Source organism: Streptomyces sp. SID5910 (assembly GCF_009862125.1).
Taxonomy (GTDB): Bacteria; Actinomycetota; Actinomycetes; order Streptomycetales; family Streptomycetaceae; genus Streptomyces.
On the sequence record NZ_WWHX01000529.1, the window covers coordinates 1 to 12947 of the forward strand.

Annotated in this window: 12 protein-coding genes; 11 read left to right on the top strand and 1 reads right to left on the bottom strand. The window is 71.1% G+C overall.

Going from position 1 to position 12947, the window contains the following annotated elements; translation table 11 throughout:
• Positions 1-67 precede the first annotated feature (67 nt).
• The 3 genes from GTW67_RS18515 (at position 68) to nusB (ending at position 2246) form a co-directional block, all read left to right on the top strand.
• A complete protein-coding gene (locus GTW67_RS18515; protein WP_161165933.1) occupies positions 68-1174 on the top strand; it encodes an aminopeptidase P family protein in 1107 nt (368 codons plus the stop codon).
• 68 nt (positions 1175-1242) lie between these two features.
• The gene (gene efp / locus GTW67_RS18520) at positions 1243-1809 is read left to right on the top strand and encodes an elongation factor P (RefSeq protein WP_161165934.1); all 567 of its coding nucleotides are present in this window, start codon (positions 1243-1245) and stop codon (positions 1807-1809) included.
• 2 nt (positions 1810-1811) lie between these two features.
• Positions 1812-2246: a transcription antitermination factor NusB gene (gene nusB, locus GTW67_RS18525; protein WP_161165935.1), complete on the top strand. Its 435-nt coding sequence runs from the start codon at positions 1812-1814 to the stop codon at positions 2244-2246.
• A gap of 186 nt (positions 2247-2432) precedes the next feature.
• Here the strand turns inward: nusB and bldD are convergent, their stop codons facing one another.
• Positions 2433-2936, bottom strand: coding sequence for a transcriptional regulator BldD (gene bldD / locus GTW67_RS18530; protein WP_006131213.1), 504 nt, complete (start codon positions 2934-2936; stop codon positions 2433-2435).
• A gap of 298 nt (positions 2937-3234) precedes the next feature.
• On the opposite strand from bldD, the gene pyrR reads away from it, so the two are divergent.
• The 8 genes from pyrR to pyrF all read left to right on the top strand — a co-directional run.
• Positions 3235-3846, top strand: coding sequence for a bifunctional pyr operon transcriptional regulator/uracil phosphoribosyltransferase PyrR (gene pyrR, locus GTW67_RS18535; protein WP_161165936.1), 612 nt, complete (start codon positions 3235-3237; stop codon positions 3844-3846).
• 114 nt (positions 3847-3960) lie between these two features.
• Positions 3961-4941 carry an aspartate carbamoyltransferase catalytic subunit gene (locus GTW67_RS18540; protein ID WP_161165937.1) on the top strand — a complete coding sequence of 327 codons (981 nt, stop codon included), beginning with the start codon at positions 3961-3963 and terminating at the stop codon, positions 4939-4941.
• Positions 4942-4945: 4 nt separating this feature from the next.
• On the top strand, positions 4946-6232 hold the full coding sequence (locus tag GTW67_RS18545) for a dihydroorotase (protein WP_161165938.1): 1287 nt from the start codon (positions 4946-4948) through the stop codon (positions 6230-6232).
• The gene (locus tag GTW67_RS18550; RefSeq protein ID WP_161165939.1) at positions 6229-6849 is read left to right on the top strand and encodes a PH-like domain-containing protein; all 621 of its coding nucleotides are present in this window, start codon (positions 6229-6231) and stop codon (positions 6847-6849) included. Before GTW67_RS18545 ends, GTW67_RS18550 begins: the two co-directional genes overlap by 4 nt.
• Positions 6846-7988 (top strand): glutamine-hydrolyzing carbamoyl-phosphate synthase small subunit, encoded by a 1143-nt coding sequence (gene carA / locus GTW67_RS18555; protein ID WP_161165940.1) that lies wholly within the window; start codon positions 6846-6848, stop codon positions 7986-7988. The genes GTW67_RS18550 and carA overlap by 4 nt, the downstream gene beginning before the upstream one ends.
• Positions 7981-11289, top strand: coding sequence for a carbamoyl-phosphate synthase large subunit (gene carB / locus GTW67_RS18560; RefSeq protein ID WP_161165941.1), 3309 nt, complete (start codon positions 7981-7983; stop codon positions 11287-11289). Before carA ends, carB begins: the two co-directional genes overlap by 8 nt.
• A gap of 81 nt (positions 11290-11370) precedes the next feature.
• Entirely contained in the window at positions 11371-12477 is a 1107-nt protein-coding gene (locus tag GTW67_RS18565; protein ID WP_161165942.1) for a quinone-dependent dihydroorotate dehydrogenase, read from the top strand.
• Between the two features lie 5 nt (positions 12478-12482).
• A partial coding sequence (gene pyrF, locus GTW67_RS18570) for an orotidine-5'-phosphate decarboxylase (protein ID WP_161165943.1) occupies positions 12483-12947 on the top strand: 465 nt, incomplete at its 3' end.

A 12947-nucleotide genomic window follows, 5' to 3' on the forward strand; every position in this document is an offset into this window, starting at 1 on the left:
CGCCCCGCCCCTCCCCACTCGGCCCTCTCAAGCGGCGCCCCCACCGGCGGAGCCATACGCTCGGGTCATGTCAGAGGTGTACGCGGCCCGCCGGACGCGCCTACGAGAACGCTGCAACGCGGGCGGCAGCGCGGCGGCGCTCGTCTCCCGGCCCGCCAACGTGCGCTATCTCGCGGGCGGCGCCCCGCACGGCGCCGTGCTGCTGCTGGGCAAGACCGAGGATCTCCTGGTGTGCTCGGGACCGCCGGACGAGCGGCCCACGGAGGGCAGGCCCGACGAGAGCCTGCCCCTGCGCGCCCTGCCCGGCCCCGGCGGTGACCCGGCCGTCGCCGCCTCCCGCCTCGCCGCGGCCCAGGGCGCCGAGTCCCTCGCCACCGAGGACCATCACCTCACCGTCGCCCGGCAGCGGGCCATGCGTTCGGTCGCCCCCGGGCTGCGCCTGACGGACCTCGGCCAGGCCGTGGAGCAGCTCCGGGTCGTCAAGGACGAGGAGGAGATCTCCTGCCTGCGCATCGGCGCCGAGATCGCCGACCAGGCCCTCGGCGAACTGCTGGAGTCCATCCTCGTCGGCCGCACCGAACGGCACCTCGCCCTGGAACTGGAACGCCGCCTGGTCGACCACGGCGCCGACGGCCCCGCCTTCCCGACCTCCGTCGGCACCGGCCCGAACTCCGGGCGCCGCGGCCACCGGCCCACCGACCGGCGGGTGGAGGAGGGCGACTTCCTCTCCGTGTGCCTCGGGGCGACGTACCGCGGCTACCGCTGCGAGATCGGCCGTACGTTCGTCATCGGCACCTCGCCGGCCGACTGGCAGATCGAGCTGTACGACCTCGTCTTCTCCGCGCAGCGGGCCGGCCGGGAGGCCCTCGTACCCGGCGCCGCCTGCCGTGATGTGGACCGCGCGGCCCGCCAGGCGCTGGACTCCGCCGGGTACGCGGAGAACCTTCCGGCCCTCACGGGGCACGGTGTGGGACTCGAAATCGACGAGGACCCGCAGTTGGCCCCTGCGGCCATGGGTAAACTGGACGCTTGTGTGCCGGTCACCGTCGAACCGGGGGTCCACCTCCCGGGCCGGGGCGGTGTCCGGATCGATGACACGCTCGTCGTGCGCCCCGAGGCGGACGGCGGACCCGAGCTACTCACCATCACGACCAAGGAGCTGCTCGCGCTCTAGCCTTCGCGCTGTGCGCAGGCCGGCACCGGGGTCGTCCACGTCAGTCCAGTCCAGGAGATTCCGCAACCGTGGCTTCCACGAACGACCTCAAGAACGGCCTGGTGCTCAAGCTCGAAGGCGGCCAGCTCTGGTCCGTCGTCGAGTTCCAGCACGTCAAGCCCGGCAAGGGCCCCGCCTTCGTGCGCACCAAGCTCAAGAACGTGCTCTCCGGCAAGGTCGTCGACAAGACCTTCAACGCCGGCGTCAAGGTCGAGACGGCCACTGTCGACAAGCGCGACATGCAGTTCTCGTACATGGACGGCGACTACTTCGTCTTCATGGACATGCAGACCTACGACCAGCTGATGGTCGACCGCAAGACGGTCTCCGACGCCGCCAACTTCCTGGTCGAGGGCTTCACCGCCACCGTCGCCCAGCACGAGGGCGAGGTGCTCTTCGTCGAGCTGCCCGCCGCCGTCGAGCTGACCGTCCAGGAGACCGAGCCGGGCGTCCAGGGCGACCGCTCCACCGGCGGCACCAAGCCCGCCACGCTGGAGACCGGCCACCAGATCCAGGTCCCGCTCTTCATCACCACCGGTGAGAAGATCAAGGTCGACACCCGCACGAGCGACTACCTCGGCCGGGTGAACAGCTAACCGTGGCCGCCCGCAACACGGCCCGCAAGCGCGCCTTCCAGATCCTCTTCGAGGGCGACCAGCGCGGCACCGACGTCCTGACGGTCCTCGCCGACTGGGTCCGGCACTCCCGGTCCGACACCCGGCAGCCGCCGGTGAGCGAGTACACGATGGAGCTCGTGGAGGGCTACGCCGAGCGCGCCAGGCGCATCGACGAGCTCATCGCCCAGTACTCGGTCGGCTGGACGCTCGACCGCATGCCGGTCGTCGACCGCAACATCCTGCGCCTCGGCGCGTACGAGCTGATCTGGGTCGACGCGACCCCGGACGCCGTCGTCCTGGACGAGGCGGTGCAGCTGGCGAAGGAGTTCTCCACGGACGAGTCGCCGGCGTTCGTCAACGGTCTGCTCGGCCGGCTGAAGGAACTGAAGCCTTCGCTGCGCCGTGAAGAGGCCTGACGGAGACGGACACAGACGCCTGAGGGCCCGGATCGACCGGCAACGGTCGGCCCCGGGCCCTCAGGCGTCTCTCCGCGCTCCATAAGCCCCTGGAACCGCGAAAGCCGCCGGGGTGGCCGGAAGCCCTCAGGCTTCCGGCCACCCCGGCGGCACGTTTCTGCTGTTCTGGCGCGGAGCGCTCCCGGCTCAGGCGTCCTCGTGGGAGGCCACCGCGCGACGCGCGTCCGCGTCCAGGACGCCCCAGCTGATCAGCTGCTCGGTGAGCACCGAGGGCGACTGGTCGTAGATGACGGCGAGTGTGCGCAGGTCGTCCTGGCGGATCGAGAGCACCTTGCCGTTGTAGTCGCCGCGCTGCGACTGGATCGTGGCCGCGTACCGCTGGAGCGGGCCCGCCTTCTCGGCCGGCACCGTGGCCAGCCGCTCCAGGTCCAGGACCAGCTTCGGCGGCGGCTCGGCGGCGCCACCGGGGGTGGTGCCGGGCAGCAGCTCCTGCACGGGAACGCCGTAGAAGTCCGCCAGCTCGGCGAGGCGCTGCACGGTCACGGCACGGTCACCGCGCTCGTACGACCCGACCACGACCGCCTTCCAGCGGCCCTGGGACTTCTCCTCGACACCGTGGAGGGAAAGGCCCTGCTGGGTGCGGATGGCCCGGAGCTTGGCCCCGAGCTGTTTGGCGTATTCGCTGGACATATGGCTCCCCGGACAAGGTGTCGACGCGGCCGGCTGTGTTGTCTGCCGCGCGGCTGGTAACTCACTGTGAGGTTACGCAGCGTTACTCTTCTGCGTCAAGCCGAATGGTCCGCACCGACGCTTCCGTGGTAGCCGCCCTCCGTTGCTGCGAACGGGTGACGCGGACGCGGCGCGGGAGTGACGGGGGAGTGTCGGGGGGGCCGATCGAGGCGGTCCCGTGAGCCTGATACCGTAGGTGGCGCAAATCCGACGTCCTTTAAGGTCCGTCCCGTGAGGCGGAGAAGGAGGTCCGTTTCGTATGGACAAGCAGCAGGACAGCAAGCAGCAGGACAGCGGGCGGCAGGACGCACAGTCCGACGCGCGGCCCGTGCTCGAAGGGCCCGACATCGCGCGGGTGCTGACCCGTATCGCCCACGAGATCGTCGAACGCGCCAAGGGCGCCGACGACGTGGTGCTCCTCGGCATCCCGACCCGGGGCGTCTTCCTCGCCCGGCGGCTCGCCGACAAGCTGGAGCAGATCACCGAGCGCAAGATGCCGGTCGGCTCCCTCGACATCACCATGTACCGCGACGACCTGCGCATGCACCCGCCGCGTGCGCTGGCCCGCACCGAGATCCCCGGTGACGGCATCGACGGCCGCCTCGTCGTCCTCGTCGACGACGTCCTCTTCTCCGGCCGCACCATCCGTGCCGCCCTCGACGCCCTGAACGACATCGGCCGCCCGCGCGCGGTGCAGCTCGCCGTCCTGGTCGACCGAGGCCACCGCGAGCTGCCCATCCGCGCCGACTACGTCGGCAAGAACCTCCCCACGTCGCTGCGGGAGACGGTCAAGGTCCAGCTCGCCGAGGAGGACGGTCGCGACACCGTGCTGCTCGGCGCCAAGCCGGACACCCCGGGCGCCCACCCCTAGCTCCACGCGTACGCGCACACCGCTGCCGTACGCCGCCCCGGTGTGCCCCCGCACGCACCCGGCCGCCCGAATTATCCCGCTCTTCCGCATGAATCGCCTTACGGAGCCTGACAGATGCAGCGTCATCTCATCTCGGCCGCCGACCTCACCCGCGACGACGCCGTCCTGATCCTCGACACCGCCGAGGAGATGGCCCGGGTCGCGGACCGGCCGATCAAGAAACTGCCGACCCTGCGCGGCCGGACCGTCGTCAACCTCTTCTTCGAGGACTCCACCCGGACCCGGATCTCCTTCGAGGCCGCCGAGAAGCGCCTGTCCGCGGACGTCATCAACTTCACCGCCAAGGGCTCCAGCGTCTCCAAGGGCGAGTCCCTGAAGGACACCGCGCAGACCCTGGAGGCCATGGGCGTCGACGCCGTCGTCATCCGGCACGGCGCCTCCGGAGCCCCGTACCGCCTGGCCACGTCCGGCTGGATCGACGCCCACGTCATCAACGCCGGCGACGGCACCCACCAGCACCCCACCCAGGCCCTGCTGGACGCCTTCACCATGCGCCGCCGCCTGGTGGGCCGCGACACCGGCCTCGGCAAGGATCTCGACGGCCGCCGCGTCACCCTGGTCGGCGACATCCTGCACAGCCGCGTCGCCCGCTCCAACGTCGACCTGCTGCACACCCTCGGCGCCGAGGTCACCCTCGTCGCCCCGCCCACCCTGCTGCCGGTCGGCGTCGAGACCTGGCCCTGCGAGGTCTCCTACGACCTCGACTCCACGCTCCCCAAGTCCGACGCGGTGATGCTGCTGCGCGTCCAGCGCGAGCGCATGAACGCCGCGTTCTTCCCGACCGAGCGCGAGTACTCCCGCCGCTACGGCCTCGACGGCGACCGCATGGCGAAGATGCCCGACCACGCCATCGTGATGCACCCCGGCCCCATGGTCCGCGGCATGGAGATCACCGCCGAGGTCGCCGACTCCGGCCGCTGCACCGTCGTCGAGCAGGTCACCAACGGCGTCTCCGTGCGCATGGCCGTCCTCTACCTGCTGCTCGGCGGCGCCGAGCCCGCCGTCACCCACGCCCGCCCCACCGAGGAGAAGTAAGAACATGAGCAAGACCCTGATCCGCGGTGCGAGGATCCTCGGCGGCGAGCCGCAGGACGTGCTGATCGACGGCGGGACCATCGCCGAGGTCGGCACCGGCCTGAGCGCCGAGGGCGCCGAGGTCGTCGAGGCCGGCGGCAAGGTGCTGCTGCCGGGCCTGGTCGACCTCCACACCCACCTGCGCGAGCCCGGCCGCGAGGACTCCGAGACCGTCCTCACCGGCACCCGCGCCGCGGCGAGCGGCGGCTACACCAGCGTCTTCGCCATGGCCAACACCTTCCCCGTCGCCGACACCGCCGGCGTGGTCGAGCAGGTCTGGCGGCTCGGCCAGGAGTCCGGCTACTGCGACGTGCAGCCCATCGGCGCCGTCACCGTCGGCCTAGAGGGCGCCAAGCTGGCCGAGCTGGGCGCCATGCACGAGTCCGCGGCCGGCGTCACCGTCTTCTCCGACGACGGCAAGTGCGTCCACGACGCCGTGATCATGCGCCGCGCCCTGGAGTACGTGAAGGCCTTCGGCGGCGTCGTCGCCCAGCACGCCCAGGAGCCCCGCCTCACCGAGGGCGCCCAGATGAACGAGGGCGTCGTCTCCGCCGAGCTGGGCCTCGGCGGCTGGCCCGCCGTCGCCGAGGAGTCGATCATCGCCCGGGACGTGCTGCTCGCCGAGCACGTCGGCTCCCGCGTCCACATCTGCCACCTGTCGACCGCCGGCAGCGTCGAGATCGTCCGCTGGGCCAAGTCCCGCGGCATCGACGTCACCGCCGAGGTCACCCCGCACCACCTGCTCCTCACCGACGAGCTGGTGCGGTCGTACGACCCGGTCTACAAGGTCAATCCGCCGCTGCGCACCGAGCGGGACGTGCACGCCCTGCGCGAGGCCCTGGCGGACGGCACGATCGACATCGTCGCCACCGACCACGCCCCGCACCCGCACGAGGACAAGGACTGCGAGTGGGCCGCCGCCGCCATGGGCATGGTCGGCCTGGAGACCGCGCTGTCGGTGGTCCAGGAGACCATGGTGGACACGGGCCTGCTCGACTGGGCCGGCGTCGCCGACCGGATGTCCTTCAAGCCCGCGCGGATCGGACGGGCCGCCGGACACGGACGCCCCGTCTCGGCTGGTGAGCCCGCCAACCTCACTCTCGTCGAGGAGGCATACCGTGGCCGGGTGGACCCCGCGGGCTTCGCCTCGCGCAGCCGCAACACTCCGTACGAGGGGCGTGAGCTGCCGGGCCGTGTGACACACACCTGGCTGCGGGGCAAGGCCACGCTCGTCGACGGGAAGCTCACGTGACACCTGTAATGCTGCTGGCCGCCGGTAAGGAATCGGCGGAAGTGACCGACTGGGCCGCCCGCATCGGCTGGGTCGTCGGCCTCGGCCTGTTCGTCGCGCTCGTCTACTGGCTGATGCGCGAGGGCTGGAAGTGGCGCAGCACCCTCCAGGGCGACCTGCCCGAGCTGCCCGCCCGCCCGTCGCCCACCACCACCCTCAACGGAGGCGGCAAGCCGCCCCTGCCCGGAATGCCGGACGAGCCGGGTCCGGCGAGACTGACGATGAGCGGCCGCTACCACGGCTCCACCACCGCCGGGCAGTGGCTCGACCGCATCGTGGCGCACGGCCTGGGCACCCGGAGCCGGGCCGAGCTCACGCTGACGGACGCGGGACTGGACGTCGTACGCCCCGGCGCTGCCGACTTCTTCGTCCCCCTCACCGCACTGCGCGAGGCCCGCCTCGACAAGGGCATCGCCGGCAAGGTGCTCACGGAGGGCGGTCTGCTGATCGTCACCTGGGAGCACGGCGGCAAACTGATCGACTCCGGTTTCCGCTCCGACCACGCGGCCGAGCACAACGAGTGGGTCGAGACCCTGAACGACATGATCAACAAGACGGAAACGGAAGGCGCACGATGACGACCTCCACCAGGGGAGTTGACAGGACTCCCGCCGTACTCGTCCTGGAGGACGGCCGGATCTTCCGCGGCCGCGCCTACGGGGCCGTGGGGGCGACCTTCGGCGAAGCCGTGTTCTCCACCGGCATGACCGGCTACCAGGAGACCCTCACCGACCCGTCGTACCACCGCCAGGTCGTCGTGATGACCGCCCCGCACGTCGGGAACACGGGCGTCAACGACGAGGACATGGAGTCCAAGAAGATCTGGGTCTCCGGGTACGTCGTCCGCGACCCCGCCCGCGTGCCCTCCAGCTGGCGTTCCACGCGCACGCTGGACGAGGAACTCGCCGCCCAGGGCGTCGTCGGCATCTCCGGCATCGACACCCGCGCCCTCACCCGCCACCTGCGCGAGCGCGGCGCCATGCGCGTCGGCATCTTCTCCGGCAACGCGCTGCCCGACGAGGGCACCATGCTCGCCGAGGTCCGCCAGGCCCCCGAGATGAGCGGCGCCGACCTCTCCGCCGAGGTCGCCACCACCGAGGCGTACGTCGTCCCGGCGATCGGCGAGAAGAAGTTCACCGTCGCCGCCGTCGACCTCGGCATCAAGGGCATGACCCCGCACCGCATGGCCGAGCGCGGCATCGAGGTGCACGTCCTGCCCGCCACGGCCGGCGTCGAGGACGTCTACGCCGTCAACCCCGACGGCGTGTTCTTCTCCAACGGCCCCGGCGACCCGTCCACCGCCGACCACCCGGTCTCGGTCATGCAGGGCGTCCTGGAGCGCGGCACCCCGCTGTTCGGCATCTGCTTCGGCAACCAGATCCTCGGCCGCGCCCTCGGCTTCGGCACCTTCAAGCTGAAGTACGGCCACCGAGGCATCAACCAGCCCGTGCAGGACCGCACGACCGGCAAGGTCGAGGTCACCGCGCACAACCACGGCTTCGCCGTCGACGCCCCGCTCGACCAGGTCTCCGAGACCCCCTACGGCCGCGCCGAGGTCTCCCACGTCTGCCTCAACGACAACGTGGTGGAGGGCCTCCAGCTCCTCGACAAGCCGGCCTTCAGCGTCCAGTACCACCCCGAAGCGGCGGCCGGACCGCACGACGCCGCCTACCTGTTCGACCGCTTCGTGAAGCTCATGGAGGGCCAGCGTGCCTAAGCGCACCGATATCCAGTCCGTCCTGGTCATCGGCTCCGGCCCGATCGTCATCGGCCAGGCCGCCGAGTTCGACTACTCCGGCACCCAGGCGTGCCGCGTGCTCAAGGCCGAGGGCCTGCGCGTCGTCCTGGTGAACTCCAACCCGGCGACGATCATGACCGACCCGGAGATCGCCGACGCCACCTACGTCGAGCCGATCACCCCCGAGTTCGTCGAGAAGATCATCGCCAAGGAGCGTCCCGACGCCCTGCTGCCCACCCTGGGCGGCCAGACGGCCCTCAACACCGCGATCTCCATGCACGAGCAGGGTGTGCTGGACAAGTACGGCGTCGAGCTGATCGGCGCCAACGTCGAGGCCATCAACAAGGGCGAGGACCGCGACCTGTTCAAGGGCGTCGTCGAGGAGGTCCGCAAGAAGATCGGCCACGGCGAGTCCGCCCGGTCCGTGATCTGCCACTCCATGGACGACGTCCTCGCCGGCGTCGACACGCTCGGCGGCTACCCCGTCGTCGTCCGCCCCTCCTTCACCATGGGCGGCGCCGGCTCCGGCTTCGCCCACGACGAGGAGGAGCTGCGCCGCATCGCCGGCCAGGGCCTCACGCTCTCCCCGACCACCGAGGTGCTCCTGGAGGAGTCCATCCTCGGCTGGAAGGAGTACGAGCTGGAGCTGATGCGCGACAAGAACGACAACGTCGTGGTCGTCTGCTCCATCGAGAACTTCGACCCCATGGGCGTGCACACCGGCGACTCGATCACCGTGGCGCCCGCGATGACGCTCACCGACCGCGAGTACCAGATCCTGCGCGACGTCGGCATCGCGATCATCCGCGAGGTCGGCGTCGACACCGGCGGCTGCAACATCCAGTTCGCGGTGAACCCGGCCGACGGCCGCGTCATCGTCATCGAGATGAACCCGCGCGTGTCCCGCTCCTCGGCGCTGGCCTCCAAGGCGACCGGCTTCCCGATCGCCAAGATCGCCGCCAAGCTGGCCGTGGGCTACACCCTGGACGAGATCCCGAACGACATCACGCAGGAGACCCCGGCCTCCTTCGAGCCGACGCTCGACTACGTGGTCGTGAAGGCCCCGCGGTTCGCCTTCGAGAAGTTCCCGAGCGCCGACTCCACCCTCACGACCACCATGAAGTCGGTCGGCGAGGCCATGGCCATCGGCCGCAACTTCACCGAGGCCTTCCAGAAGGCGCTGCGCTCCCTGGAGAAGAAGGGCAGCCAGTTCACCTTCGTCGGCGAGCCCGGCGACAAGAAGGCGCTGCTGGAGGAGGCCGTGCGGCCCACCGACGGCCGGATCAACGCCGTCATGCAGGCCATCCGCGCGGGCGCCACGCCCGAGGAGGTCTTCGACTACACGAAGATCGACCCCTGGTTCGTCGACCAGCTCTTCCTGATCAAGGAGATCGCCGACGAGCTGGCCGCCGCGCCCGAGCTGACCCCCGACCTGCTCGGCGAGGCCAAGCGGCACGGCTTCTCCGACCAGCAGATCGGCGAGATCCGCGGCCTGCGCGAGGACGTCGTCCGCGAGGTCCGGCACGCGCTCGGCATCCGCCCGGTCTACAAGACGGTCGACACCTGCGCCGCCGAGTTCGCCGCGAGGACGCCGTACTTCTACTCCTCCTACGACGAGGAGACCGAGGTCGCGCCGCGCGAGAAGCCCGCGGTGATCATCCTGGGCTCCGGCCCGAACCGCATCGGCCAGGGCATCGAGTTCGACTACTCCTGCGTCCACGCCTCCTTCGCGCTGTCCGACGCCGGGTACGAGACCGTGATGGTCAACTGCAACCCGGAGACCGTCTCCACCGACTACGACACCTCCGACCGGCTCTACTTCGAGCCGCTCACCCTGGAGGACGTCCTGGAGATCGTCCACGCCGAGCAGCAGGCCGGCCCGGTCGCGGGCGTCGTCGTGCAGCTCGGCGGCCAGACCCCGCTGGGCCTGTCCCAGGCGCTCAAGGACAACGGCGTGCCGGTCGTCGGCACCTCGCCGGAGGCCATCCACGCCGCCGAGGACCGCGGCGCCTTCGGCCGCGTCCTCGCCGAGGCGGGCCTGCCCGCCCCCAAGCACGGCACCGCCACCACCTTCGCCGGGGCCAAGGCCATCGCCGACGAGATCGGCTACCCGGTCCTGGTCCGCCCGTCCTACGTGCTCGGCGGACGCGGCATGGAGATCGTCTACGACGAGACCCGCCTGGAGGCGTACATCGCCGAGTCGACCGAGATCAGCCCGTCCCGCCCGGTCCTGGTCGACCGGTTCCTGGACGACGCGATCGAGATCGACGTGGACGCCCTGTACGACGGCGAGGAGCTGTACCTCGGCGGCGTCATGGAGCACATCGAGGAGGCCGGCATCCACTCCGGCGACTCGGCGTGCGCCCTGCCCCCGATCACGCTCGGCGGCTTCGACATCAAGCGGCTGCGCGCCTCCACCGAGGGCATCGCCAAGGGCGTCGGCGTGCGCGGCCTGATCAACATCCAGTTCGCGCTGGCCGGGGACATCCTCTACGTCCTGGAGGCCAACCCGCGCGCCTCGCGCACCGTCCCCTTCACCTCGAAGGCGACCGCGGTGCCGCTGGCCAAGGCCGCCGCCCGCATCTCGCTGGGCGCCACCATCGCCGAGCTGCGCGCCGAGGGCCTGCTGCCCGCGAAGGGCGACGGCGGCGAACTGCCGCTGGACGCGCCGATCTCCGTCAAGGAGGCCGTGATGCCGTGGTCCCGCTTCCGGGACATCCACGGCCGCGGCGTCGACACGGTCCTCGGCCCGGAGATGCGCTCCACCGGCGAGGTCATGGGCATCGACTCCGTCTTCGGCACGGCGTACGCCAAGTCGCAGGCGGGCGCGTACGGGCCGCTGCCGACCAAGGGCCGCGCCTTCATCTCGGTGGCCAACCGCGACAAGCGCTCGATGATCTTCCCGGCGCGTGAGCTGGTCGCCCACGGCTTCGAGCTGATGGCCACCTCCGGCACCGCCGAGGTCCTGCGCCGCAACGGCATCAACGCCACGGTGGTCCGCAAGCAGTCCGAGGGCACCGGCCCGAACGGCGAGAAGACCATCGTCCAGCTCATCCACGACGGCGAGGTCGACCTCATCGTCAACACCCCGTACGGCACCGGCGGCCGCCTCGACGGCTACGACATCCGTACGGCGGCCGTGGCCCGGTCCGTGCCGTGCCTGACGACGGTCCAGGCGCTCGCCGCGGCCGTCCAGGGCATCGACGCCCTCAACCGCGGCGACGTGGGAGTCCGCTCACTCCAGGAACACGCCGAGTTCCTGACCGCGGCCCGCGACTAGCAGCCCGAGAGAGGGGGACACCGGAAACGGTGTCCCCCTCTTCATGAGCCCCCACGAGCCTCTATGGCCTTACGAGGACACATGTACAAGATCTTCTTCAAGTCCTTCTTCTCCCGGATGGACCCGGAGCAGGCGCACCACCTGGCCTTCCGCTGGATCCGGCTCGCCGCCAGCGTCCCCGTGCTGCGCACCTTCGTCGCCGCCGCGCTCGCGCCCCGGTACAAGGAGCTGCGCACCGAGGCCCTGGGCCTGCGCATGCACGGCCCCTTCGGGCTCGCCGCCGGCTTCGACAAGAACGCGGTCGCCATCGACGGCATGGCGATGCTCGGCTTCGACCACGTCGAGATCGGCACCGTCACGGGGGAGCCGCAGCCCGGCAACCCCAAGAAGCGGCTGTTCCGCCTGGCGGAGGACCGGGCGCTGATCAACCGCATGGGCTTCAACAACGACGGTTCGCGGGCCGTGGCGGCCCGTCTGGCCTCCCGCAACCCCGTCTTCCGGACCGTCGTCGGCGTCAACATCGGCAAGACCAAGGTCGTCCCCGAGGAGGAGGCCGCCGGCGACTACGTGAAGTCCGCCGAGCGGCTGGCGCCGTACGCCGACTACCTGGTGGTCAACGTCTCCTCCCCGAACACCCCCGGCCTGCGCAACCTCCAGGCCACCGAGGCGCTGCGCCCCCTGCTGAGCGCCGTCCGCGAGGCGGCCGACCGCGCGGTGCCCGCCCGGCGCGTGCCCCTGCTGGTCAAGATCGCCCCGGACCTCGCCGACGAGGACGTCGACGCGGTCGCCGACCTGGCCGTCGAACTCGGTCTGGACGGCATCATCGCCACCAACACCACCATCGCGCGCGAAGGACTCGGCCTGCGGTCGACGCCCGCCCTGGTCAAGGAGACCGGCGGCCTCTCCGGCGCCCCCCTCAGGGACCGCTCCCTGGAGGTCCTGCGCCGCCTGTACGCGCGCGTGGGCGACCGGATCACCCTGATCGGCGTCGGCGGCATCACGACCGCCGAGGACGCCTGGCAGCGCATCCTGGCCGGGGCCACGCTGGTCCAGGGCTACAGCGCGTTCATCTACGAGGGGCCCTTCTGGGGCCGCGCGATCCACCAGGGCCTCGCCGCCCGCCTGCGGCAGAGCCCGTACGCCACCCTCGCCGACGCGGTCGGCGCCGATGTGAGGAAATCCCGATGACCGGCATGACCGAACTCGAGCCCTTCGGCGCCCGGCTGCGCCGCGCGATGGACGAACGCGGCCCGCTGTGCGTCGGCATCGACCCGCACGCCTCCCTGCTCGCCGAGTGGGGCCTGAACGACGACGTGGCCGGCCTGGAGCGCTTCAGCCGCACCGTGGTCGAGGCGGTGGCCGAGCGGGCGGCCGTGCTCAAGCCGCAGAGCGCGTTCTTCGAGCGCTTCGGCTCGCGCGGCGTGGCCGTCCTGGAGAAGTCGGTCCAGGAGGCCCGGGCGGCCGGCGCGCTGGTCGTCATGGACGCCAAGCGCGGCGACATCGGCTCGACCATGGCCGCCTACGCCGAGTCCTTCCTGCACAGGGACGCCCCGCTGTTCTCGGACGCCCTGACGGTCTCCCCGTACCTCGGCTACGGCTCGCTGAAGCCCGCCGTCGACCTGGCCCGGGAGAACGGCGTGGGCCTGTTCGTGCTGGCA